General features: G+C 71.8%; 27 protein-coding genes. 19 read left to right on the forward strand and 8 right to left on the reverse strand.

Going from position 1 to position 23,039, the window contains the following annotated elements; translation table 11 throughout:
- Together ACIHFD_RS63295 and ACIHFD_RS63300 are read right to left on the reverse strand one after the other, a co-directional pair.
- A partial coding sequence (locus ACIHFD_RS63295; protein WP_397375224.1) for a hypothetical protein occupies positions 1-155 on the reverse strand: 155 nt, incomplete at its 3' end.
- A 117-nt stretch (positions 156-272) separates the two neighbouring features.
- Positions 273-1,442 carry an acyl-CoA dehydrogenase family protein gene (locus tag ACIHFD_RS63300; protein WP_397375188.1) on the reverse strand — a complete coding sequence of 390 codons (1,170 nt, stop codon included), beginning with the start codon at positions 1,440-1,442 and terminating at the stop codon, positions 273-275.
- Positions 1,443-1,555: 113 nt separating this feature from the next.
- Between ACIHFD_RS63300 and ACIHFD_RS63305 the strand changes: the two genes are divergently transcribed.
- Positions 1,556-2,269, forward strand: a complete 714-nt coding sequence (locus ACIHFD_RS63305; protein ID WP_397375189.1) for a TetR family transcriptional regulator — start codon at positions 1,556-1,558, stop codon at positions 2,267-2,269.
- On the opposite strand, the gene ACIHFD_RS63310 is transcribed toward ACIHFD_RS63305, so the two are convergent.
- Positions 2,259-2,669, reverse strand: a complete 411-nt coding sequence (locus tag ACIHFD_RS63310; protein WP_192785113.1) for an organic hydroperoxide resistance protein — start codon at positions 2,667-2,669, stop codon at positions 2,259-2,261. The genes ACIHFD_RS63305 and ACIHFD_RS63310 overlap by 11 nt on opposite strands.
- Positions 2,670-2,749: 80 nt before the next feature.
- Here ACIHFD_RS63310 and ACIHFD_RS63315 point away from each other — a divergent pair, with 80 nt between their 5' ends.
- Positions 2,750-3,322, forward strand: coding sequence for a TetR/AcrR family transcriptional regulator (locus tag ACIHFD_RS63315; protein WP_397375190.1), 573 nt, complete (start codon positions 2,750-2,752; stop codon positions 3,320-3,322).
- 25 nt (positions 3,323-3,347) lie between these two features.
- Here ACIHFD_RS63315 and ACIHFD_RS63320 read toward each other — a convergent pair whose 3' ends face one another.
- Positions 3,348-5,126 (reverse strand): PA14 domain-containing protein, encoded by a 1,779-nt coding sequence (locus ACIHFD_RS63320; protein ID WP_397375191.1) that lies wholly within the window; start codon positions 5,124-5,126, stop codon positions 3,348-3,350.
- Between the two features lie 116 nt (positions 5,127-5,242).
- Between ACIHFD_RS63320 and ACIHFD_RS63325 the strand changes: the two genes are divergently transcribed.
- The 4 genes from ACIHFD_RS63325 (at position 5,243) to hypF (ending at position 11,538) form a co-directional block, all read left to right on the forward strand.
- The gene (locus tag ACIHFD_RS63325; RefSeq protein ID WP_397375192.1) at positions 5,243-6,220 is read left to right on the forward strand and encodes a phosphotransferase enzyme family protein; all 978 of its coding nucleotides are present in this window, start codon (positions 5,243-5,245) and stop codon (positions 6,218-6,220) included.
- A 97-nt stretch (positions 6,221-6,317) separates the two neighbouring features.
- Entirely contained in the window at positions 6,318-7,925 is a 1,608-nt protein-coding gene (locus ACIHFD_RS63330) for an FAD-dependent oxidoreductase (RefSeq protein ID WP_397375193.1), read from the forward strand.
- Positions 7,926-7,960: 35 nt separating this feature from the next.
- Positions 7,961-9,193, forward strand: coding sequence for a cytochrome P450 (locus ACIHFD_RS63335; protein ID WP_397375194.1), 1,233 nt, complete (start codon positions 7,961-7,963; stop codon positions 9,191-9,193).
- Positions 9,190-11,538, forward strand: coding sequence for a carbamoyltransferase HypF (gene hypF, locus ACIHFD_RS63340; RefSeq protein WP_397375195.1), 2,349 nt, complete (start codon positions 9,190-9,192; stop codon positions 11,536-11,538). The genes ACIHFD_RS63335 and hypF overlap by 4 nt, the downstream gene beginning before the upstream one ends.
- On the opposite strand, the gene ACIHFD_RS63345 is transcribed toward hypF, so the two are convergent.
- Positions 11,528-12,061, reverse strand: coding sequence for a hypothetical protein (locus tag ACIHFD_RS63345; RefSeq protein WP_397375196.1), 534 nt, complete (start codon positions 12,059-12,061; stop codon positions 11,528-11,530). The two genes, hypF and ACIHFD_RS63345, sit on opposite strands and share 11 nt — an antisense overlap.
- 110 nt (positions 12,062-12,171) lie before the next feature.
- Here ACIHFD_RS63345 and ACIHFD_RS63350 point away from each other — a divergent pair, with 110 nt between their 5' ends.
- Genes ACIHFD_RS63350 through hypE form a run of 13 tightly spaced genes read left to right on the forward strand, consistent with a single transcriptional unit; the run spans position 12,172 to position 21,717 of the window.
- A complete protein-coding gene (locus ACIHFD_RS63350; protein ID WP_350737770.1) occupies positions 12,172-13,218 on the forward strand; it encodes a hydrogenase expression protein HypE in 1,047 nt (348 codons plus the stop codon).
- 16 nt (positions 13,219-13,234) lie between these two features.
- Positions 13,235-15,040, forward strand: coding sequence for a nickel-dependent hydrogenase large subunit (locus ACIHFD_RS63355; RefSeq protein WP_397375197.1), 1,806 nt, complete (start codon positions 13,235-13,237; stop codon positions 15,038-15,040).
- Positions 15,040-15,495, forward strand: coding sequence for a hypothetical protein (locus tag ACIHFD_RS63360; RefSeq protein ID WP_397375198.1), 456 nt, complete (start codon positions 15,040-15,042; stop codon positions 15,493-15,495). Before ACIHFD_RS63355 ends, ACIHFD_RS63360 begins: the two co-directional genes overlap by 1 nt.
- Positions 15,492-16,127 carry a DUF5947 family protein gene (locus ACIHFD_RS63365; protein WP_397375199.1) on the forward strand — a complete coding sequence of 212 codons (636 nt, stop codon included), beginning with the start codon at positions 15,492-15,494 and terminating at the stop codon, positions 16,125-16,127. Before ACIHFD_RS63360 ends, ACIHFD_RS63365 begins: the two co-directional genes overlap by 4 nt.
- Positions 16,124-16,342 (forward strand): hypothetical protein, encoded by a 219-nt coding sequence (locus tag ACIHFD_RS63370; protein WP_350737782.1) that lies wholly within the window; start codon positions 16,124-16,126, stop codon positions 16,340-16,342. Before ACIHFD_RS63365 ends, ACIHFD_RS63370 begins: the two co-directional genes overlap by 4 nt.
- On the forward strand, positions 16,342-16,980 hold the full coding sequence (locus tag ACIHFD_RS63375; protein ID WP_397375200.1) for a DUF6084 family protein: 639 nt from the start codon (positions 16,342-16,344) through the stop codon (positions 16,978-16,980). Before ACIHFD_RS63370 ends, ACIHFD_RS63375 begins: the two co-directional genes overlap by 1 nt.
- Before the next feature lie 6 nt (positions 16,981-16,986).
- Positions 16,987-17,904: a hypothetical protein gene (locus tag ACIHFD_RS63380; protein WP_397375201.1), complete on the forward strand. Its 918-nt coding sequence runs from the start codon at positions 16,987-16,989 to the stop codon at positions 17,902-17,904.
- Positions 17,901-18,722 carry a hydrogenase maturation protease gene (locus ACIHFD_RS63385; RefSeq protein ID WP_397375202.1) on the forward strand — a complete coding sequence of 274 codons (822 nt, stop codon included), beginning with the start codon at positions 17,901-17,903 and terminating at the stop codon, positions 18,720-18,722. Before ACIHFD_RS63380 ends, ACIHFD_RS63385 begins: the two co-directional genes overlap by 4 nt.
- A gap of 6 nt (positions 18,723-18,728) precedes the next feature.
- Positions 18,729-18,836 carry a DUF6893 family small protein gene (locus tag ACIHFD_RS63390; RefSeq protein WP_397375203.1) on the forward strand — a complete coding sequence of 36 codons (108 nt, stop codon included), beginning with the start codon at positions 18,729-18,731 and terminating at the stop codon, positions 18,834-18,836.
- A gap of 7 nt (positions 18,837-18,843) precedes the next feature.
- A complete protein-coding gene (locus tag ACIHFD_RS63395) occupies positions 18,844-19,227 on the forward strand; it encodes a hydrogenase maturation nickel metallochaperone HypA (protein ID WP_350737794.1) in 384 nt (127 codons plus the stop codon).
- Positions 19,205-19,477 carry a HypC/HybG/HupF family hydrogenase formation chaperone gene (locus tag ACIHFD_RS63400; protein ID WP_397375204.1) on the forward strand — a complete coding sequence of 91 codons (273 nt, stop codon included), beginning with the start codon at positions 19,205-19,207 and terminating at the stop codon, positions 19,475-19,477. Before ACIHFD_RS63395 ends, ACIHFD_RS63400 begins: the two co-directional genes overlap by 23 nt.
- Positions 19,478-19,489: 12 nt before the next feature.
- Entirely contained in the window at positions 19,490-20,647 is a 1,158-nt protein-coding gene (gene hypD, locus ACIHFD_RS63405; protein WP_397375205.1) for a hydrogenase formation protein HypD, read from the forward strand.
- Positions 20,644-21,717: a hydrogenase expression/formation protein HypE gene (gene hypE / locus ACIHFD_RS63410; RefSeq protein WP_355211270.1), complete on the forward strand. Its 1,074-nt coding sequence runs from the start codon at positions 20,644-20,646 to the stop codon at positions 21,715-21,717. Before hypD ends, hypE begins: the two co-directional genes overlap by 4 nt.
- Here the strand turns inward: hypE and ACIHFD_RS63415 are convergent.
- The 3 genes from ACIHFD_RS63415 to ACIHFD_RS63425 are packed head-to-tail and all read right to left on the reverse strand — an operon-like array spanning position 21,700 to position 23,035.
- Positions 21,700-22,332, reverse strand: coding sequence for an SIS domain-containing protein (locus ACIHFD_RS63415; RefSeq protein ID WP_397375206.1), 633 nt, complete (start codon positions 22,330-22,332; stop codon positions 21,700-21,702). The genes hypE and ACIHFD_RS63415 overlap by 18 nt on opposite strands.
- Positions 22,329-22,556 carry a HypC/HybG/HupF family hydrogenase formation chaperone gene (locus ACIHFD_RS63420; protein ID WP_355211264.1) on the reverse strand — a complete coding sequence of 76 codons (228 nt, stop codon included), beginning with the start codon at positions 22,554-22,556 and terminating at the stop codon, positions 22,329-22,331. Before ACIHFD_RS63420 ends, ACIHFD_RS63415 begins: the two co-directional genes overlap by 4 nt.
- Entirely contained in the window at positions 22,553-23,035 is a 483-nt protein-coding gene (locus ACIHFD_RS63425) for a phosphoheptose isomerase (protein ID WP_397375207.1), read from the reverse strand. The genes ACIHFD_RS63420 and ACIHFD_RS63425 overlap by 4 nt, the downstream gene beginning before the upstream one ends.
- Positions 23,036-23,039 lie beyond the last annotated feature (4 nt).

Genomic DNA, 23,039 nt, shown 5'->3' on the forward strand with positions numbered 1-23,039 from the left:
ACGTACGTGCCCGGCGTGCGCGACTCGCCGTCCGGGGTGGCGCCCCGGGTGGCGAACCTGCCGTTGCCGAGCGTGCACAACGCCTCCCTCAGTCCCTCTCGACCGAGATCGAAGCCGTCGTACACGATCTCCCAGGCGGGGCCGATGCCGCCCATATGCAGGACGCTACCCACACAAGCCCTGTCCAGCCCTCTCCGTCCGAGCGGCACCGCCTACGTGCGCGACCCGGCTTCGCGCATGATCACTTAACCGGGTTCCCGCACGTTGACCGCCTACTTGAGGAGCTGGCGGGCCATCACCAGGCGCTGGATCTGGTTGGTGCCCTCGTAGATCTGGGTGATCTTGGCGTCGCGCATCATCCGCTCGACCGGATAGTCCCGCGTGTAGCCGTACCCTCCGAGCAGTTGGACGGCGTCCGTAGTGATCTCCATGGCGGCGTCCGAGGCCGCGCACTTGGCCGCGCTGGAGAAGAAGGTCAGCTCCTTCACCGGAGTCCCGCGCATGGCCGTCTCGGACATGCCCGCGGCCGTGTACGTGAGCTGCCGGGCCGCCTCCAGTTTCATGGCCATGTCGGCGATCATGAACTGCAGACCCTGGAAGTCGGCGATCGGGCGGCCGAACTGGCGGCGCTCCTTGACGTAGCCGATCGCGTAGTCGAGGGCCCCCTGGGCGATGCCGAGGGCCTGGGCGGCGATGGTGACGCGGGTGTGGTCGAGGGTGGCCAGGGCGGTCTTGAAGCCGGTGCCCGGCTCTCCGATCATGCGCCAGGCCGGGATGCGGACGTCCTCCAGGATCACCTGGCGAGTCGGTGAGGCCTTGATGCCGAGCTTCTTCTCCTTGGGGCCGAAGGAGACGCCCTCGTCGGACTTCTCCACGACGAAGGCGGAGATGCCGCGCGCGCCGGCCGAGGGGTCCGTCACCGCCATGACCGTGTAGTACTCGGACACGCCGGCGTTGGTGATCCACATCTTGGTGCCGTTGAGGACGTAGTCGTCGCCGTCCCGGACCGCCCGGGTCTTCATCGCCGCCGCGTCCGAGCCCGCCTCCGGCTCGCTCAGCGCGTACGAGAACATGGCCTCGCCACTGGCCACCGAGGACAGGTAGCGGGACTTGAGCTCCTCCGACGCCGACAGCAGGAGCGGGACCGTGCCGAGCTTGTTGACGGCCGGGATGAGCGAGGACGAGGCGCACGCCCGCGCCACCTCCTCGATGACGATCACCGTGGCCAGCGCGTCCGCCCCGGCGCCCCCGTACTGCTCAGGGATGTGGACGGCGTGGAAGTCGGCCGCCACGAGGTCCTTGTAGACCTCCCAGGGGAACTCCTCGCTCTCGTCCGCGGCGGCGGCCTGCGGGGCGATCTTCTCCTCGGCGAGGGCCCTGATCGCCTCGCGGAGCATGGGGTACTCCTCCGCCACGTCGTGCAGGTGGCCGGCCAGGCTCATACGCTTCTCCCAACTCAAGGACAGGCACTCAGTGACTTAAGATAAGGCACTGAGTGACATGACGCCAGAGCAGGTGTACGGTGAAGCCCCCGTTGGCGGATGGAAGGGAGCAGATGTCCGCGAGGCGAGACGCGCGCCGGGAGTTGATGTCCGCGGCCATCAGCATGTCGCTCGAGGCCGGGTTCGACGCGACCACGGTGGACGAGATCGCCAAGGCCGCCGGAGTGGCCAGGCGGACGTTCTTCCGGCACTTCCGCACGAAGGAGGACGCGATCCTCCCCGACCACGACGCGTGCCTGGGGCGGGTGACGGAGTTCCTGGAGTCGGCCTCCCCGCTGCGCTCGCCGCTTCTCGTGATCGCGGACGCCGCCGGGATCGTCCTGGACATGTACGCCGAGGACCCGGAGACCGCCGTCAAGCGGTACGAGCTGACGCGTCGGGTGCCGGCGCTGCGCGAGTGGGAGATCGCCGCCACCAGCCGCTACCAGCGGGCCTTCGTCGGCTACATGAACGGCCGCCGCGCGAAGGACGAAAGGCCGGAGTTCCGGCTGCGCCACGAGGTCGCCTCCGCCGCCGTGGTGGCCGCGCACAACCACGTGCTGCGCGGCTGGCTGCGCTCGGCCGGCCGGGGGGACGTACGCGCGCGGCTCGCGGCGGCGATCTCGGAGGTGACCAAGGCCCTCGGCCCCTGGGTGGACGGCCTCGAGGCCGAGGCCGCCGCGGACGAGGTCATGGTCGTCCTCACCACCCGCCGCACGCCGCTGTGGAAGATCGCCGAGGAGATCGAGGCCGTCACCGGCCGCCCCGACGACCCCGCTACTCGATGACCAGGTTGACGGGGATGTTGCCGCGGGTGGCGTTGGAGTAGGGGCACACCTGGTGGGTGGCCTCGACGAGCTCCCTGGCCGCCTCCGGCGCGATGGAGTCGGGCAGCTCGACCCGGAGCGTGGCCTCGAGCTGGAAGCCGCCCTTGCCGTTGGGCGACAGGCCGATCTCGGCCGTGACCGACGCGTCCGAGACGTCGAGCTTCTGCTGCGCGCCCACCAGCCGCATCGCCGAGGCGAAGCAGGCGGCGTAGCCGGCGGCGAAAAGCTGCTCGGGGTTGGTGCCCTCGCCGTCGCCGCCCAGCTCCTTCTGCATGGCCAGCTTGACGTCCAGCTTTCCGTCCGAGGAGACCGCGCGGGCGTCGCGTCCGGCGGAGGTGGCGATGGCGGTGTAGATGCTCATGTCGTTGCCCTTCGTTAGACAGACCTGTCTGTCTGCCACTAGGCATGAGAATAGACAGGTCTGTCTGGTACCGTCAACTCGTGAGCGCAGAAACGTTGGAGGGCCGTCGCCCCAGTCCGGCGCGCGAGCGCGTCCTCGAGACCGCGACGCGCCTGTTCTACACGGACGGCGTCCACACGGTCGGGATCGACCGGATCATCGCCGAGGCGGGCGTCGCCAAGGCGACCTTCTACCACCACTTCCCGGGCAAGGACGACCTCGTCCGCGCCTACGTGGTCCACCAGACCTCGCTGCAGCGCACCCTGGTCACGACCCTGCGGGCCACCTCGCCGCGCGAGAAGCTGCTGGAGATCTTCGCCTACATGTGCGAGTTCGGCGCGGGCACCAGCTATCGCGGCTGCCCGTTCGTCAACACGGCGGCCGAGTATCCCGACCCCGCCCACCCCGTACGGCAGGCCATCAGCGAATATCGCCGCTGGGTCCGCGACCTCTACCGCGACCTCCTGGCCGCCGACGGCCACCCCGACCCGGAGCGGACCGCCGACATCGTCCTGCTGCTCAGGGACGGGCTCGTGGTCGGCTTCGACCTCGACGATCCCGCCACGGTCCGCGCCGCCGTCCAGGAGGCTCTCACCAGGGTGCTGGCCACCTGAGCCTCCCGGCCGGCGGGCTCAGGGCTCAGCCAGCGAGCAGGTTCGCCGTGGGGATGATCTGCCGCTGTACGGTGGGGCTGGACCAGTGGAGCTGGGCGATGGCGTCGTAGCCGCTGTCGTAGAACTCCATCTTGATGTCGTGCGCCCCGGCGCTCAGCGCGATCTGGCCGCTGTCGTCGCGCTTGGAGTGGTCCGTCCAGTTGTTCACGAGGAGCGTGCCGTCCACCCAGAGCCGCACGCCGTCGTCGCTCGTGGTGATGAACGTGTACGTCTCGGCGCGCTCGGCGATCACCTTGCCGGTCCACCGCACGCTGAACGTGTCGGCGGACACGGCCGGGTCGGGGGCGTTCGCGCCCCAGTCGAAGTCCACCGCCGGGTCGATCCGGGTCAGCTTGGGCGCGGTCAGGTCGGCGTTGTCGAAGTAGGTCGCCGACAGGCCCTGCTGGTCGATGACCAGGGTCGTGGCCGAGCGCGCGGGGAGCGTGAGCGTCGCGGCGCCGCCCGCGACGGCGGCCGTGCCGGTGCGGTGCGGGGCCCACGCGTCGGAGGTGCTCTGCCAGATCGCGGCCGTGCCCGCCGTCAGGCCGGTGAACGCGAGCCTGGTCTCCAGCGGCTGGGCGCCGACGTTGACCAGGACGACGTTCTTGGACCCGTCCGAGGCGAACGCGTACAGCTGGTCGGTGTCGGCCGCCGCCTGCACCATGGTCGTGCCGAACGGGCGGAACAGGCCCTCGCCGGTGAACATGCCGATGCCGTGGTAGATGGGCAGCGGCTCGCTGCGCGGGATGCCGCCCTCACCCTTCGTGCTGGTCAGGCCGAGCTGGCCGTTCTTGTCGCCGTACTGGTAGGCGGCGGCTCCGGCGTGCAGGATCTGGCCCAGCGCCGCCGCGCCCCAGAGCGTGTTGAAGTGGGTCAGCGTACGGTGGCCGTCGGGGTCGTCGAAGTCGGAGTTGAACTCGCCGATCTGGAGGTCGATCTTGCGGCCGAGCACGGACTCGGCCAGCGCGCCGACCTCCTTCAGGTCCGTCTCGTAGCTGCGGATGGCGGCGCCCAGCAGGTCCTCGTCGCTGATCGGGTCCGTGCCGTTGCCGTAGTCGTGGTAGTCGAGGAAGTCGACCCGGTCCCGCGAGCCCTCCAGGAACGTCCTGATGTACGACAGGTCGTTCCAGGCCGTGGCGGGGCCGCCGACGCGGACCGCGGAGTCCACGGCATCGAGGGCGTCGGTGATCAGGTTGAAGCGCCGACTGTACTCAGATGCCGACATTTCCGGCTTTTCTGGGGTGCAGGTGCAGTTGAGTTCGTTGCCCAGAATGAAGCGGCGCACCGGCGTGCCCGAGGCGGCGAAGTGCCGGTAGAGGGCGACCGCGTCGTCCCGGTTCACCTCGGCGGTCTGGCGGCCGTCCACCTGGAGGATGACGACCGGCTCGGCGCCCAGGTCGCGGATGGCCGCGATCCAGGCGTCGCCCGTGATGGTCGTATCGCATTTGTACCCGCCGCACACGATCGGGCTGGAGTGGTTGCCCGGCTCCTGGTAGTGCAGCTCTATGCGCATCCGGCCCGCTTTGAGGTTGCGCAGGTTTTCGCGGTGCCGGGAGTCGTTCGTGATGTACGAGCCCTCGCCGTACCCGGTGATGCCGACGCCGTAGTCGCCGGCGGACAGCGTACGAACCGGCTTGGTGAAGTCCACCGACACGGCGGCGGACACAGCCGCCTCCGCGGGTGCCGCCACCGGCCAGATCGCCACGGCCGCGGCCAGGCCGCCCGCGAGAGCGGCGCGGAGCGCGCGGCGCGCTAATGCAGTCATCCTTCTCCTGTCACAAGATCCGTGAGAACCCGTGGATCATGACATATGCGGATGACAGTCGAGTGAACGCCGCCGTGGCGGTTCATACTCGAACGCGTGGATCTCGTGGCGGAGGGATGAGCGTGGTCACGGAGCTGGTCGCGTACGTGCGCGAGGCGTTCGGGTGGGATGCCGACGTCGTGGTGTCGGCCGGGCCGCGCGGCGCGCTGGGGCAGATCTGGCGGCTGGAGGTGGGCCCGGCGCGCTACGCGCTGAAGGAGATCTTCGGCGAGCCGCCGTCGGAGGCGTTGATCGAGGCGGAGCTGGCGTTCGCGCGACGGGCGGCCGAGGCGGGAGTGCGGCTGCCGGCCAGCCACCCCGACTGCGAGGGCCGCCACCTGCTCAGCGCGCCCGGCGGCGGGCCGTGGCTGCGCCTTTACGACTGGATCGACCTGCGGCCGGTCGATCTCGCGGCGCGGGCCACGCCGCGGGAGCTCGGAACGCTGCTGGCGCGCCTGCACCGATGCGCTCCCGCCGCGACGGCGGAGGCGGACGGCGGGCCACCCGCCGCCTGGTACCACCAGGTCCCCGCCGAGCGGGAATGGGTGCGAGGGGGCCCGGCCTGGGCCGGGCGGCTGGCCGAGCGGCTGGCCACGCTGCCCGAGCTGTGCGCGGCGGTCGCGCCGGCCGATCCCGCCGAGCTGATCGTCTGCCACCGCGACCTGCACCCGGAGAACGTCCTGGCCGACCCCGCGGGCGCCCTGGTGGTCGTCGACTGGGACAACCTCGGCCCGGCCGCGCCGGGGCGGGAGCTGGCCAGGGCGCTGTTCGACTGGTTCTGCGACGGCCCGGACGCGGACCTCGACGCCATGCGGGCCATGTACGAGGCCTACGTGCGCGACGGCGGGCCGGGGCGCATCACGGAGGCGGCCGACTTCTCGATGCTGCTGGCGACCCGGCTGAACTTCCTGCTGGTCCAGACCCGCATCGCGCTGGACCCGGGGGCCGAGCGGCGGCACCGCGAGTGGGCGGAACGCGAGATCGACGAGTCCCTGCGCATCCTGCCGACGCCGCGCCAGCTCGCGGACGTGCTGGCGCTGACAGCCTCCCGCTGACCCGCGGGGCGGTTGGTGTGGCTATGACCGCAATGGGTATGCCACCCATGATTACTCACAGTAATCACCACACTACGTGTCGAAGAGGGCGAACCAGATGAGAGTCGTCGTTGATCTCACCCGTTGCGAGGGCTACGGGCAGTGCGCCTTCCTCGCGCCGGATGTCTTCGCGATGCGCCGTTCCGAAGCCCTCATGTACGAGCTCCACCCGGACGACTCGGAGCGCACCCGCGTCCTGCGCGCCGCCGCGGCCTGCCCGGTCCAGGCCCTGGTGGTCGACCAGGTCCACACGCTCGGAAGGCCCGCCAAGGCCGCCCCGCCCAGGCCGGTGAACGGGAAGAGGCCCGTGGAGGTCGGCCGCGTCGTCATCGTGGGCGCCTCGCTGGCCGGGCTGCGGGCGGCGACGACGCTGCGCCGGGAGGGCTACGCCGGGTCGCTGACCCTGATCAGCGCGGAGCCGTACGAGCCGTACGACCGGCCGCCGCTGTCCAAGCAGGTCCTGACCGGGCAGGTGGCCGCCGACGACACCGCGCTGCCCCGGCGGGCCGAGTTCGAGGCGGAATGGCTGCTGGGGCAGGCGGCGACCGGGCTGGACCTGGCGGCCAGGCAGGTCCACCTCGCGGACGGCCGGAAGGTGGACTTCGACCGTCTGCTGATCGCCACGGGAGCGCGCGCCCGGCCCTGGCCGAACGCGGCGGAGGCCGCCCTCGACGGGGTGTTCGTGCTGCGAACCAACGAGGACGCGGCCCGGCTGCGGGAGCGGCTGACCGCGGGCCCTCGCCGCGTGCTGATCATCGGCGCCGGCTTCACCGGGTCGGAGATCGCCTCCGTCTGCCGCGAACTGGGCCTGGACGTCACCGTCACCGAGCGCGGGAAGGCGCCGCTGTCGGGCGCGCTGGGCGGGACGATCGGGGCGATCGCGGCGGACATGCAGCGCGACCACGGCGTGGACCTGCGCTGCGGGGTCACCGTCGAGGCGCTCGAAGGGGACGGCGACGGGCGCCTGCGCCGCGCCCGCCTGTCCGACGGCAACACGCTCGACGTGGACGTGGCGGTGGCGGCGCTCGGCGCGGAGCGCAACGTCGAATGGCTGGAGGGCTCGGGGCTGGCCGCCGGGGTGTGGGGAGTCGCCTGTGACGCGGGCTGCCGCGCGTTCGACGTCAACGCCCTGGTCACCGACAACGTCTTCGTCGCCGGCGACGTGGCGCGCTTCCCGCACCCGGTGTACGAGTACCAGTTCCTGTCCCTCGAACACTGGGGCAACGCGGTGACCCAGGCCCAGGTCGCGGCGCACAACATGATCAGCGCCGAGAGCGACCGCTGGCCGCACGTGTCCCTGCCGGTCTTCTGGTCCGCCCAGTTCGGTGTCAACATCAAGTCCGTCGGCGTGCCGACCTTCGCCGACGAGGTCGTCGTCGCGCAGGGCTCGGTCGCCGATCGCCGGTTCGTCGCCGTCTATGGCAACCGGGGCCGCATCACGGCCGCCGTCGCCTTCGACCAGGCGATGTGGCTCGACTTCTACCAGGCGCAGATCGAGCGGGCCGCGCCGTTCCCGCCCGGCCCCGGCATGGTCGGGCAGCCCGACGGCCTCCAGGTCATGCCGGCCGACGTACCGCAGCGGATCTCCCCCACCTACGGCGCGACCGTGGTGCTGACCGGCCACAACCCGGACGAGCGCCGCGTGACGCTGCAGCGGCGGCAGTGAACCACACCGAGCGAGCACATCAGGGAGCCGTCACAGTGGCAGAGGAAGTGACAGGGGCAGGCGTCTACGAGCGGATCCTCGACTACGCCAACCGCGCCGATCCGTACCCGCTCTACGCCGAGCTCCGCAGGACCCCGGTGGCGCGGCAGGCGGACGGCAGCTATGCGGTCAGCGGCTACCGGGAGATCGTCGCGCTGCTGCACGACCCGCGCGTCAGCTCCGACGTCCGCAACATTCCCGACATCGCCGCCGAGCAGGAGTCGGGGACCGCGCTGCCGTCGTCCTTCATCAGGACCGACCCGCCGGACCACGACCGGATCCGCTCCATGATGATGCGGCACTTCGGGCCGCCCCACTCCCCCGGCCGGGTCGACGGCATGGAACCACGGATGATGCGGATCGTCACGGACCTGATCGACCGGTTCGCCGGAAAGACCCAGGTCGACATCGTCGAGGACTTCGCCTATCCGTTGCCGGTCACGGTGATCTGCGACCTGCTGGGCGTGCCCCGCGAGGACGAGCCCCGCTTCCACCGGTGGTCGCAGGCCATCATCGAGACCATCGACCCGACGACCGGGACCGTCGCCGAGCGGGAGCGGCGGAACATGGAGGTCAGGACGGAGCTCGGCGCGTACATGAAGGAGCTGATGGACGCCCACCGGCGGCGGCCGGGCGACGACCTGCTCTCGGCCATCGTCACCGACCCGGCCATCGACCTGCGACTGGAGGAGCTGCTGAGCGCCGCCGCGACGCTGCTCGTCGCCGGCCACGAGACCACCGTCAACCTCGTCACCAACGGCATGCTCACCCTGCTGCGCAACCCCCGCGTGCTGGACCGGCTGCGCCACGAGCCCGACCTGGTCGTCGGCACGGTCGAGGAGCTGCTCCGCTTCGAGCCGCCGGTGCAGATGCTCAGCCTGCGCCGCTCCGCGCTGGCCGACATCGACATCGCGGGCACGACGATCCCGAAAGGCGCCATCATCAGCCTCGTGCTCGCCGCCGGCAGCCGTGATCCCGCGCGTTTCCCCGATCCCGACCGTTTCGACCCCGACCGGCAGGACAACCAGCACCTCGGCTTCGGCAGCGGCATCCACTACTGCTTCGGGGCCCCGCTGGCGCGGCTGGAGACGCAGCTCGCGCTGGGCGAGCTCGCGCGGCGGCTGGTCAATCCGCGCCTGGTCGCCGACCCGCCGCCGTACCGGCCGAACCCGGGGCTGCGCGGGCCCCGGCACCTCTACGTGGAGTTCGACGACGTCCTTCCCGCATGAGCGATCCGCGCCTCGCCGACGGGGTGATTCAGTCGGGGCCGTTCTCGTTGCAGACTGGCCCGATGGGGGTGCGGGTCCGGGTCGAGGGCGTCGTTCAGGGGGTGGGGTTCCGGCCGTTCGTGCACGGGCTGGCCACGCGGCTCGGGCTGGCGGGCCGGGTGGGCAACGACGCGCACGGCGTCTTCGTCGAGCTGGAGGGCGGGCACGGCCAGATCGCGGAGTTCCTGGTACGGCTGGAGCGCGACGCTCCCCCGCTGGCCGCGATCGAGCGGGTGACCGTCACCTCGCGTGCGGTGCGCGCCGACGGCCGGTTCCGGATCGTCGCGAGCGACCCGTCGGGGGCCTCACGCACACTGGTGTCGCCCGACATCGCCACCTGCGCCGACTGCCTGGCGGAGCTGGCCGACCCCGGCGACCGGCGCTACCGCTACCCGTTCGTCAACTGCGTCAACTGCGGGCCGCGGCTGACGATCGTGCGGGCGATGCCGTACGACCGGCCGCTGACCACGATGGCGGGGTTCGCCATGTGCGACGGCTGCCTGGCCGAGTACCACGATCCGGCCGACCGGCGCTTCCACGCGCAGCCCATCTGCTGCCCGGCCTGCGGCCCCGCGCTGAGGCTCATCCGTACGACGGGCGAGCAGCCGGCAGAGCTCGTCGGCGCGGCGGGCGACCCGCTGGCCGGGGCCGTGCGGGTGCTGCGGCGGGGCGGGGTGCTGGCGGTGAAGGGGCTCGGCGGCTACCACCTGTCGGTGCCGGCCGCCGACGAGGACGCCGCCGCCGGGCTGCGGCGGCGCAAGCAGCGCGAGGACAAGCCGTTCGCGGTCATGGTCGCCGACCTGGCCGCGGCCCGGCGGCTGTGCGAGGTGGACGAGGCCGGCGCCGCGCTCCTGACCGACCGCGCGCGACCGGTCGTCCTGCTGCCGCGCCGCCCGGACGCGGCGGTGGCCGGGGCGGTCGCGCCGGGGAGCCGCGAGCTCGGGCTGATGCTGCCGTACACGCCGCTGCATCACCTGCTGCTCGCCGACCTGGGCGCCCCGATCGTGCTGACCAGCGGCAACCGCTCGGACGAGCCGATCGCGTACGACGACCGCGACACCCTGGAGCGGCTCGGCGGCATCGCGGACGCATTCCTCACGCATGACCGCCCGATCCACCTGCGCGCCGACGACTCGGTGGTGCGGCCCTTCCGGGGGAAGGGGATGGCCGTGCGGCGCTCGCGCGGCCACGCCCCGCGCCCGTTCACGCTGGCCTGGGAGGCGTCCCGGCGGATCCTCGGCTGCGGCGCCGAGCTGAAGAACACCTTCTGCCTGGTGAAGGGGCGGCACGCGTTCGTCTCCCCGCACATAGGCGACCTGGAGGACTACGAGACCTTCCGGTCGTACGTGGAGGGGATCGAGCATTTCGCCGCGCTGTTCGACGTGCGTCCCGAGGTGGTGGCCCACGACCTGCACCCGGAGTACCTGTCCACCAAGCACGCCCTGAGCCTGCCGGACGTGGAGCTGGTCGCCGTCCAGCACCACCACGCGCACGTCGCCGCCTGCCTGGCCGACAACGGCGAGCACGGCCGGGTGATCGGTGTCGCGTTCGACGGGCTCGGCTACGGGCTCGACGGGACCCTGTGGGGCGGCGAGTTCCTGCTGGCCGACCTGGTCGCGTTCGAGCGGGCCGGGCATCTGGCGCCCGTGCCGATGCCGGGCGGCAGCGCGGCGATCAGGCAGCCGTGGCGGATGGCCGCCGCGTACCTGGACGGCGAGGGCGAGACGTCGGCCGTGGCCCGGCGCAACGAGCGGCGGTGGGGGCAGGTGAGCGCGCTGGCCCGGCGCGGCGGGACGGCCGCGCCGCTGACGTCGAGCGCGGGCCGGCTGTTCGACGCGGTGGCGGCGCTGCTCGGCGTGCGCGACGCCATCACGTACGAGGGGCAGGCCGCGATCGAGCTGGAGCAGCTCGCCGACCCCGCCGAGCGCGGCGGCTACCCGGCGACCGTCTCCCGTGACGGCGGCGTGCTGGTGGTGGCGGGCTCGGACCTGGTACGGGCCGCCCTGGCGGATCTGGCCGCGGGCGTCGGCGTGCCGGTCATCTCCGCCCGCTTCCACAACGGCGTGAGCGATCTCATCGTGCGCTGCTGCCGGATGCTGCGCGACGGGACGGGGCTGACGACGGTCGCGCTGTCCGGCGGCGTCTTCCAGAACGTGCTGCTGCTGCGGCGCACGGTGGACCGGCTGGGCGGGGCCGGATTCCGGGTGCTCACCCACTCCGGCGTGCCGGCCAACGACGGCGGCATCAGCCTCGGCCAGGTGGCCGTCGCCGCCGCCCGGGACCGGCTCGGCCCGGTCAGTCCATAGGGCGCTCCATGGGGCTTTCCGGCACGTCCCGGTGAGGCCACGGGGAGGCGCCGACCACGACCCCGTACAGCAGGTGGTCGGCCAGCAGCGCCAGGCGCTCCCTCGTGGTGCGGGGATGGCGCGGCAGGCCGAGGGCGGGCGCGATGGCCGCCTCGAAGGCGAGCCAGAACGCGACGCCGTAGGCAGGTCCCGCCCACGCGCGGCGGCGCAGCCGGTGCGGCAGCAGCCCGTACAGCGCCCCTCCGGCCGTACCGTACCCCCAGTGCGCCAGCTCTACCATCGCGGGTCGCCGCCGGTGGTGCACCCGGCGGAACAACCGCGGGACGGTGCGCTCCAGCACGGCCTCGGGCGGCACCTTCGCCACGAGGCCGATCGCCGTCGTGAACTGCCGCAATCCGGACATCGCCATGGAGCCGATCGCTCCCCGCGCGGCGGCCCGCACGAGGGCCTGCGCAGGCCGGGTTGAGACGCGTTCGCGCAGCTCATCGCGGGTGCCGGTACGGGTCGGCAGGGTCTGCGTCATGGTTTACAACCTCCGTCATCACGGTATGTCCGCTACGTAGAGTCGCAGGTCGGATACCAAGTGATATGGGGGCCTAAACCTCTACGCGGGCCAAGAAGGGGGCTTGGGCCATGACAACCACACAAACACCGAAAGCTCTGGACGAGGTGCACATCCTGTGGACCTCGGAGGGCATGAGCTGCGACGGCGACACGGTCTCGGTCACCGCCGCCACACTGCCGAGCCTGGAGGACGTCCTGCTCGGGCTCGTACCGGGACTGCCCAAGGTGCACCTGCACAACAAGGTGCTGGCCGCGGAGACGGGCGACGCCTTCATGGCCCCGTTCCACCGGGCCCACGAGGGCGAGCTCGGCCCGTTCATCTTCGTGGTCGAGGGTTCCATCCCGAACGAGAAGATCAACGGTGACGGCTACTGGACGTCCATGGGCAACGACCCGGCCACCGGCCAGCCCATCACGGTCAACCAGTGGATCGACCGGCTCGCGCCCAAGGCCTGGGCCGTGGTCGCGATCGGCACCTGCGCGGCGTACGGCGGCATCCACGCCATGGCCGGCAACCCGACCGGATGCATGGGGCTGGCCGACTACCTGGGCCGCGACTTCCGCTCCGCGGGCGGGCTGCCCATCGTCAACGTGCCCGGCTGTCCCGTCCAGCCGGACAACTTCACCGAGACGCTGACCTGGCTGCTGTACCAGGCGGCGGGCATGGCGCCGACGATCCCGCTCGACGACATGCTGCGCCCCACCTGGCTGTTCGGCAAGACCGTGCACGAGGGCTGCGACCGGGCCGGCTACTACGAGCAGGGCGACTTCGCCCTCGACTACAACTCCCCCAAGTGCCTCGTGCGCGTCGGCTGCTGGGGGCCGGTGGTCAACTGCAACGTCACCAAGCGCGGCTGGATGGACGGCGTCGGCGGCTGCCCGAACGTGGGCGGCATCTGCATCGCCTGCACCATGCCCGGCTTCCCCGACAAGTTCATGCCCTTCATGGACGAGCCTCCGGGAGCGTCCGTCTCGGTCGCGATGAGCGGCGCGTACGGCGCGATGATCCGCAGGCTTCGCGCGATCACGAACAAGGCAGCGAACAAGGAGCCGAAGTGGCGCCACAACCGCCGCCGGCTGACGAGCGGGTTCGACCCGCGCTGGGGAAACGGCTGAGAGGGAGAGCGGCGAGGTGGCCATCCGTACGGCAGGTGAGAAGAAGCTCAAGGGCGAGGCCCGCGAGCTGGTGGAGATGTCCTGGGACCCGATCACCAGGATCATCGGGAACCTGGGCATCTACACGAAGATCGATTTCAAGAACCGCGAGGTCGTCGAGTGCAAGAGCACCTCGTCGCTGTTCCGCGGCTACAGCGTGTTCATGAGGGGCAAGGACCCGCGCGACGCCCACTTCATCACCAGCCGCATCTGCGGCATCTGCGGTGACAACCACGCGGTCTGCTCGATCTACGCGCAGAACATGGCGTACGGCATCAAGCCCCCTCCACTCGGTGAGTGGATCATCAACCTGGGCGAAGCCGCCGAGTACATGTTCGACCACACGCTCTTCCAGGACAACCTCGTCTTCGTCGACTATTGCGAGCAGATGGTCAAGGAGACGAACCCGAGCCTGCTGCGCCGGGCCGAGACGACCCAGGCGCCCAACTCCGCGATCCACGGCTACCGGACGATCGCCGACATCATGCGCGCGTGCAACCCGTTCACCGGTGACCTGTACCGCGAGGCGCTGCAGGTGAGCCGGGTCACCAGGGAGATGTGCTGCCTGATGGAGGGCCGGCACGTGCACCCGTCCACGCTGTACCCCGGCGGCGTGGGCACGGTGGCCACCCCTCAGGTGTTCACCGACTACATGGTGCGGCTGCTGCGCGTCCTCGACTTCGTCAAGCGGTCCGTCCCGATGAACGACGACCTCTTCGACTTCTTCTACGAGGCCATGCCCGGCTACGAGGAGGTCGGCCGCCGGCGCGTGATGCTCGGCTGCTGGGGCGCGTTCCAGGACCCGGCGGTGGTCGACTACGACTACCGGAACATGAACGACTGGGGCCGCCGGATGTTCGTCACGCCGGGCATCGTGGTGGACAACGAGCTGGTCACGACGAACCTGGTGGACATCAACCTCGGCATCAGGATCCTGCTGGGCAGCTCGTACTATGACGACTGGCAGGCCGAGGAGACGTTCGTCACCCACGACCCGCTGGGCAACCCGGTGGACCAGCGCCACCCGTGGAACCAGACGACCCTGCCCAAGCCGCAGAAGCGCGACCTGGAGAACGGCAACTACAGCTGGGTGATGAGCCCGCGCTGGTACGACAAGCGCACCGGCGACCACCTGGCGCTCGACACCGGCGGCGGCCCGCTGGCCCGGCTGTGGACCACGGCGCTGGCCGGGCTCGTCGACACCGGCACGGTGCGGGCCACCGGCCAGAGCGTGGAGATCAACCTGCCCAAGAGCGCCGCCTTCCCGGAGACGCGGCTGGAGTGGAAGATCCCGCGCTGGGCGAACACCATCGAGCGCAACCGCGCCCGCGTCTACTTCGTGGCGTACGCGGCGGCGATGGCCGTCCACTTCTACGAGCAGGCGATGGGCGAGGTCAGGGCCGGGCGCACGCAGGTGTTCACCGACTTCGAGGTACCGGACGAGGCGATCGGCTGCGGCTTCCACGAGGCGGTGCGCGGCGTGCTGTCGCACCACGTGGTGATCCGCGACGGGAAGATCGCCAACTACCACCCGTACCCGCCGACGCCGTGGAACGCCAGCCCGCGCGACAGGTACGGCACGCCGGGCCCGTATGAGGACGCGGTGCAGGGGCTGCCGATCTTCGAGGAGAACGGCGCCGAGTCGTTCAAGGGCATCGACATCATGCGTACCGTGCGCAGCTTCGACCCGTGCCTGCCCTGCGGGGTGCACATGTACCTGGGCGGCGGCAAGGTGCTCAAGCAGGTGCACTCGCCCACGTTCGGCGCGAGCGTCTCCGGCTGATGAACGAGCGCGTCCGCAGGATCGAATCCCTGCTCGACAAGGCCGACGGGGCCGCCACGGAGCTCGTCGCGGAGGTGCTCGGCCTGTACGGCGAGGGCCTGGCACGGGTCATGACACTCGTGGGCGACGAGGCGGCGGCCCGCCTGGGCGCCGACGAGCTGGTCTCGCCCCTGCTCCTGCTGCACGATCTGCACCCGCTGGACACCCGGACCCGGGTGGAGCAGGCGCTGGCCGGCGCCGCCGACCTGCTCTCCGTCGAGGGCGACCTGGTACGGCTGCGCTTCCGCCCGACCGGCTGCCGCTCCTCGGCGGCCGGGGCGGCCTCGGCCCTCCGGGACGCGGTGCGCGAGGCGGCCCCGGAGATCGAGCGGGTCGAGATCGAGGTCGCGGACGCGGCCCTGATCCCGGTCGAGAGCCTGACCGTCCGCCCCATCTCGCGGGCCCCGGTGCCATGACGGGCCTGCTGCGCCGCCTCGCCGCGCAGTCGGTCGAGCCCACTCGGCGTGAACCGCGCACGCAGCGCTGCGAGCTGTGCGCCGAGCCGCTGCCGGCCGTCCACCGCCACCTGCTCGAGCTGGCCGGGCGCGAGCTGCGCTGCGCGTGCCGCGCCTGCCAGGTGCTGTTCGACCACGCGGCGGCCGGCGGCGGGCACTACCGGCTGGTGCCCGAGCGCCGCTGGCGGCTGAGCGGCTTCCGCCTGGAGGAGGGGGCCTGGGCCCGGCTGCGGGCCCCGGTGCGCACGGTGTTCCTGATCCACGACTCGGACACCGGCGACCCGGTCCTGTACTACCCGAGCCCGGCCGGGGCCGTGCGGGCGCCCGCCGACCGGACCGCCTGGGAGCTGCTGCGGCGCGACAACCCGGTGCTGCGGCGGCTGGAGCCGGACGTCGAGGCCCTGCTCGTCGACCAGGAGGCCTGGATCGTGCCGGTGGACGACTGCTACGCGCTCGTCGGAGCCATCCGCGCGCACTGGCGGGGCCTGACGGGCGGCAAGGACGTACGCGAGCACATCACCCGATTCTTCACCGACCTCGGCGGCCGGTCCGTCACCGTACCGGCCACCGGCAACGACAGGAGTCCCGCGTGAACAAGAAGTCGACGATCAAGACCGGGCGGCGCGACGTGCGCCCCGACGCCCCCTCCCACGTCAAGGGCGTGGCCGAGGGCAACGCGCCGGGCGGCTACGGCAGGCAGAAGGGCCACCTGCCCGACGGCCGTTCCACGGCCCGGCGCTCGACCGGCGTCAACCCGCGCATGCACGACCCGATCGACCCCGACATGCCCAACCTGTCGCCCGCGTGATGCCGCCGACCACACCGGTTCTGCGGATCGAGGTGCGCGACGTCGAGCCCGCCACGCCCGCCGTCGCGCCCGCTCTGTGTTTCCGGCTCGACCTGCGGGCGGACGCTCCGGTCCAGGCGATCACGCTGGCCACGCAGATCCGCATCGACGCCACCGCACGCGGCTACGACGGGCACGCGCCGGAGCGGCTCAAGGAGCTGTTCGGCCCGCCCGAGGACTGGGGACGCAACCTGTCCAGCCTGCTGTGGACGCAGACCGTCACCCACGTCCCGGCCTTCACCGGCGGCACGACCACGCCGGTCACGGTCGCGTGCACCTACGACTTCGACGTGGCCGCGGCCAAGTACCTGCACGGCCTGCCGGACGGCGAGGTGCCGCTGCGGTTCCTGTTCACCGGGACCGTCTTCTACCTCGACGACGGGCGCCTGCAGGCGGCCTGCCTGCCGTGGAACACCGAGGCGGACTTCCGCATGCCGGTGACGGTCTGGAAGGACCTCATGGACCGCCATTTCCCGGACACCGCCTGGATCCGGCTGGAGCGCGGCACGTTCGACCGCCTGTACGCGCACCGGGTCCGGCACACCCTGCCCGGCTGGGACGACGCGGTGCGGTCGCTGCTGGAGACGGGCGGAGGCTGATCCCACATGGACCCTGTCAGGCAGATCGCGCAGGCCGTGCTGTACGAGGGCTACCTGCTGTGGCCGTACCGGGAGTCGTCGCTGAAGAACCGGCACCGCTGGACGATCGGCGGCGTCCACCCCGAGGCGTACGGGCGCGCCAATGACGGCAACCCGTGGCTGACGCGTACCGAGTGCCTGCTCGAAGCCGGGCCCCGCGACCTCGTCGACGTGTCCGTACGCTTCCTGCACGTCGTCACCCGGCTCCGCGCCGGAGAGCCGGAGGCGACCGGCGAGGAGGCCCAGGAGCGTGAGGTGAGCATGCCGGGCCTGGTCCTGGAGGACCTGCTGCACGGCCCGGTCATCGAGAAGATCGACATCCCGGCACGAGATCAGTCTCCCGAAGGCGGCTGGCGGGAGCTGAACGGCCGGATCGAGGCGAGCGCGCGGCGGCTGCGCCCGGACCTGTTCCGGATCACGGTGGAGGTGGTCAACACCACGCCCTGGCCCGGGGGCGGCCGCGAGGAGGCCATGCGGCGCACGCTGGTCTCCGCGCACACCGTGCTGCGCGCGCCGCGGGCGAGGTTCGTCTCCCTCATGGACCCGCCGGAGGAGTTGCGGGCGGAGGCGGCGGGCTGCGACAACGCCGGCGTCTGGCCGGTGCTCGCCGGGCCGGAGGGCGACCGGCACATCGTGCTGTCCGCGCCGATCATCCTCTACGACCACCCGCGGATCTCGCCGGAGAGCCCCGGCGACCTCTTCGACGCGACCGAGATCGACCAGCTCCTCACGCTGAGCGTGCTCGCCCTCAGTGACCGGGAACGCGAGGAGATCCGCCACGGGGACCCGCGCGCCCGCGCGATCCTCGAGCGCTGCGACTCCCTCACACCCGACGAGCTGATGCGGTTGCACGGCATCATGCGCAGGACGGAGCCACACGAATGACTGGATTCTGGACCCGGATGGCGGGCCGCGGCCCGGCCGAGATCGTCATCGCCGGCGTGCCGATCGGGCCGGGCAGCCGGGTACGGCTGCGGCCCCGCGCGCAGGCCGACGTCTTCGACCTCGTGCTGGACGGCCGCGTGGCCGTCGTGGAGAGCGTGGAGCAGGACGACGAGGGCACCTTCCACATCGCGGTCACGCTCGACGACGATCCCGGGCGCGACCTGGGCGAGGCCCGGCTGCCCGGGCACCGGTTCTTCTACTCCGCCGAGGAGATCGAGCCCTTCGGGGAGCAGGACGGCCGCCCGGCCCCCGGCCGCGTCCTGGTGGCCGGGATCGGCAACGTGTTCCTGGGGGACGACGGGTTCGGCGTCGAGGTGGCCCGCCACCTGGCCGGGCAGGCGGGCGTGCCGGGCATGGAGGTCGTCGACTTCGGCATCCGCGGCATGGACCTGGCCTACGCCCTGCAGCGGGACTACACGGGCGTGGTCTTCGTGGACGCCGCCCCGCGCGGCCTGGCTCCCGGCACGCTCACCGTCCTCGAACCCGAGCTGCCCGATGGAAACGACGCGTCGGTGGAGACGCACGGCATGGACCCGGTCCGGGTCCTGCGGCTGGCCCGGCAGCTCGGCCGGCTCCCCGCGCGGGTGCGGGTCGTCTGCTGCGAGCCGGCGTCGGTCGAGGAGGACCCGTTCGAGCTGAGCGCGCCGGTGCGCGCGATGGTCGGCGAGGCGGCCGGCCTAGTGAAGTCCCTGGTTATGTACATGATTGCGGAAAGTGCCACTCCGGACGCCCGCGATCCGGCACCCACGGTGAGGTGATGTGAGATGTGGAAGTCGCGCACGGTGAAGCTGGTCGTGCTCTGCGGGATGGCGCTGGTCGTCATCCGCCTGTGGCCGGACATCCGGCGATACATCAAGATGGAGCGAATGTAGGGGCAGCATGCATGAGATCGGGATGTGCGAGGGGCTCGTCGAGCTGATCGAGCAGCAGGCGGGAGGCAGGGCGGTCGCGGCCGCCCGGGTACGCGTCGGCGCCCGGCACGCCGTCGTCGACGAGGCCTTCGGGCAGGCGTTCACGCTGGCCGCGGCCGGCACGGCCGTGCAGGACGCGGTGGTGGAGCTCGTCATCACGCCGATGACGGTCGGCTGCCGCAACTGCGGCGAGCGCTCCGAGTCCGTCGACACGCTGGCCGTCTGCCCGGGCTGCGGCGACGACGGCGTCGACATCAGCGGCGGCGAGGAGCTGGTCCTGGAGTCGCTCACCTTCGCCACGTCAGGCGCCTCCGGCGGGGAGGTGTCCGGTGTGCCTTGGCATTCCAGGTGAGCTCGTCGAGCGCCTGCCCGAACACGAAGACCTCGCCGTGGTGGACGTCAGCGGCGTGCGCCGGCGCATCAACGTCGGCCTGCTCGCCGACGAGGCGCTCGCGCCCGGCGACTGGGTGCTCGTACACGTCGGGTTCGCGCTGTCCAAGATCTCCGAGCAGGAGGCGCAGGCGGTGCTCGACTACCTCAACGGGCTCGGGCAGGCGTACGAGGACGAACTCGACGCGCTGCGCACCTCGGACATCGCCTAGGAAGGACCTCTGATGCGGTTCGTCGATGAGTACCGCGACGCGGGCACGGCGCGGGCGCTCGCCGCGCAGATCGCCGCCCGCTGCCGGCCGGGGCGCCGATACACGTTCATGGAGGTGTGCGGCGGTCACACGCACACCATCTACAAGCACGGCCTGGAGGACCACCTGCCGGCCGAGGTGAACCTCGTGCACGGCCCCGGCTGCCCGGTCTGCGTGATCCCGATGGGCCGGGTGGACGACGCCATCCACATCGCCCGCCGGCCGGACGTGATCATGACGTCGTTCGGCGACATGATGCGGGTGCCCGGTGGGGAGGGCTCGTTCCTGGACGCCAAGGCGGCCGGGGCCGACATCCGGATGGTGTACTCGCCGCTGGACGCGCTCAAGATCGCGCGGGCCAACCCGGATCGCAAGGTCGTCTTCATGGCCATCGGCTTCGAGACCACGGCGCCGTCCACGGCCATGACCGTGCTGCGCGCGGAGGCCGAAGGGCTGGCCAACTTCTCCGTCTTCTGCAACCACGTCATGATCATTCCGGCGATCAAGGCCATCCTCGACTCGCCGGACCTGCGACTTGATGGGTTCATCGGGCCCGGCCACGTGTCGGCGGTGATCGGCTGCCAGCCGTACGAGTTCATCGCCCGCGACCACGGCAAGCCGCTGGTGGTCGCCGGGTTCGAGCCGCTGGACATCCTCGACGCGGTGCACCGCCTGCTGACGCAGCTCGCCGAGGGCCGCTGCGAGGTGGAGAACCAGTACTCCCGCGTCGTGCCGTGGCAGGGCAACCGCATCGCGCTGTCGGCCATGGGCCGGGTGATGCGGCTGCGGCCGCACTTCGAGTGGCGCGGGCTGGGGTTCATCGCGCACTCCGCCCTCGCCATGTCGGACGAGTACGCCCGCTTCGACGCCGAACGCGTCTTCGACCTGCCCGGGGTCCGCGTCGCCGACCCGCGGTCGTGCCAGTGCGGCGAGGTGCTGAAGGGCGTGCTCAAGCCGTGGGAGTGCAAGGTGTTCGGCACCGCGTGCACCCCGGAGACGCCGATCGGCACCTGCATGGTCTCCTCGGAGGGCGCGTGTGCCGCGTACTACAACTTCGGGCGCTTCAGCCGGGAGGAGATGCGCGCGACCTCCGCCGGCGGGCCGCTGGCCGAGGAGGCGAGCCGAACGTGAACCGCGAACAGCAGGTGCTCGCCCGCATCGAGCGGATCCGGCGGCGCAAGCCCGTCGTCAGGGAGGAGCGCATCACGCTCGCCCACGGCGCCGGGGGCAAGGCCACCCACACGTTGATCGAGGCCGTCTTCCTGGAGGCGTTCCGCAATCCGCTGCTCGCGCCGCTGGACGACGGCGCGCTCCTGCGGGTGGGCGGCGAGCGCCTGGCCTTCACCACCGACTCCTTCGTGGTCTCGCCGCTGTTCTTCCCCGGCGGGGACATCGGTGACCTGGCCGTCAACGGCACCGTGAACGACCTGGCCATGTGCGGGGCCCGACCGGCCCACCTGTCGGCCGGCTTCGTCCTGGAGGAGGGCTTCCCCGTCGCCGACCTGCGGCGCATCACCGACTCGATGGCCGCCGCCGCGGCGGCGGCCGACGTCACGATCGTGACCGGCGACACCAAGGTCGTCCAGCGCGGCAAGGCCGACGGCTGCTTCATCACCACCGCCGGGGTCGGGCTCGTCGAGCTGCCGGTCACGCTGTCGGCCTCGCACGCGCGGCCGGGGGACGCGGTCATCGTCTCGGGCCCGATCGGGGAGCACGGCGCCGCCATCATGCTGGCCAGGGACGACTTCGGCATCGAAGCGCCGATCGTCTCCGACACGGCGCCGCTGCACGCCATCGTCGCCGAACTGCTGGCCGCGATGCCGCAGCACGTCCGTACGCTGAGGGACGCCACCCGGGGAGGGGTGGCCACCGTCGTCAACGAGGTGGCCAACGCGTCGGAGGTGGCCGTCGTCCTGCGGGAGGACGACATCCCGGTGCGGGCGGAGGTCACCGGCGTCTGCGAGTTGCTCGGCCTCGACCCTCTCTACGTCGCCTGCGAGGGCCGGTTCGTCACGGTGGTGGACGGCGAGCACGCCGGGCGGGCCCTCGAGGTGCTGCGCTCCCATCCGCTGGGCGCCGAGGCCGCGATCATCGGGACCGTCGCCGCGGCGCCGGCCGGGCTGGTCCTGCTCCGCACCGCCTTCGGCGGCACCCGGGTGGTCGACGTCCTGGTGGGCGACCCGCTACCCCGCATCTGCTGAACCCTGGTGTGAGGAGGTCTCGCGGGCGGCCGACACCAGCTCGGCCAGCACGTGGTAGAGGGTCGCCTGCGCCTCCTGGATGCGGTGCACCGACGACGACGGGACCACGAACAGGTGCTCGGCCAGCCGTTCCTCCGCCATGCGGCCGCCTCCGGAGCCGGCGAACCCGACGGTCACCATCCGCAGGCCCGCGGCCCGCTCCAGGCCGCGCAGCACGTTGGCCGAGCCGCCGCTGGTGGACAGGGCACAGGCGATGTCGCCCTCGCCGCCGAGCGCGGCGAGCTGGCGGGCGAACACCACCTCGAAGCCGACGTCGTTGCCGAGCGCCGTCACGAGCGCCGTGTCGGCCGCCAGTGACACCGCGGGCAGGCCGCGTCCGGTGAACAGGTCCGCCACCGACTGCGCGTCGGTGCTGCTGCCGCCGTTCCCGAACGTGAACAGCCGCCCGCCGCCGTGGAAGGCGGCGGCCAGCGCCGCCGCGCACGCCACCAGCGGGCCCTCCATCTCGTCGAGCACCCGCCGCCGCAGCTCCAGGCTCTCGCGGGCCTTCTCCGCGGTGGACGCCGTCACGTCGAGCGGGTCGCGCCGCAGGAACGGGTAGAGCGTCTCGGTCATCGGGCGTCCTTTCCGAGTACGGCGATCGCCTCGCCCGCGTGCACCAGCACGGTGTCCCCGACCTGTGCCTCCACCAGCGCCACGCTGATCTCCTCGGTGCCTGCGCCGGTGTCGGCACGCGCCAGCCCGTCGGGCAGCAGCCCCACGACCCGCACGGCCACGGCCACATCGCCACACGTCACGCAGGAGTCGCAGACCTCCTCGTCCGCCGGCTCGCCGTTCACGCGGGGCACTCCGATTCCTGGAACACGTGGACCAGCTCCCACAGCAGGTGGTACATCGTGATGTGGATCTCCCTCGCGACCAGCGGATCCGTGCTCCGCGCGGTCAGCACGTGCTCCGCCTGCGCGCACTCCTCGTCCGCCGTCAGGGCGACGGTCAGCATGCCGAGCCCGCGGGCGGCGGCCAGGTCGCCGTCGAGCGGCCGGATCCCCACGGCGATGTCCTGGGGGCGTCCCAGCACCGGCAGCGAGGAGGGCTCGGCGCCCAGGTTGAGCGCCGGAAGGGCGCGCTTGCCCACGATCACCGGGTGGGTGAACTCCACGGCCACGTGCGCCGCGTCCGAGGCGGCCTCGCCCCGGCCGAAAGCCAGCAGCCTGCCACCGCGCCGGAACCGCCCGGACATGGCGGCCGCCGCCGCGACGACCGCGCCGACGTCTTCCACCAGCGCCGTTCCGGCGGCCTCACGGACCCGATCGAGCACTTCG

The sequence above is a fragment of the Nonomuraea sp. NPDC051941 genome (genome assembly GCF_044593615.1).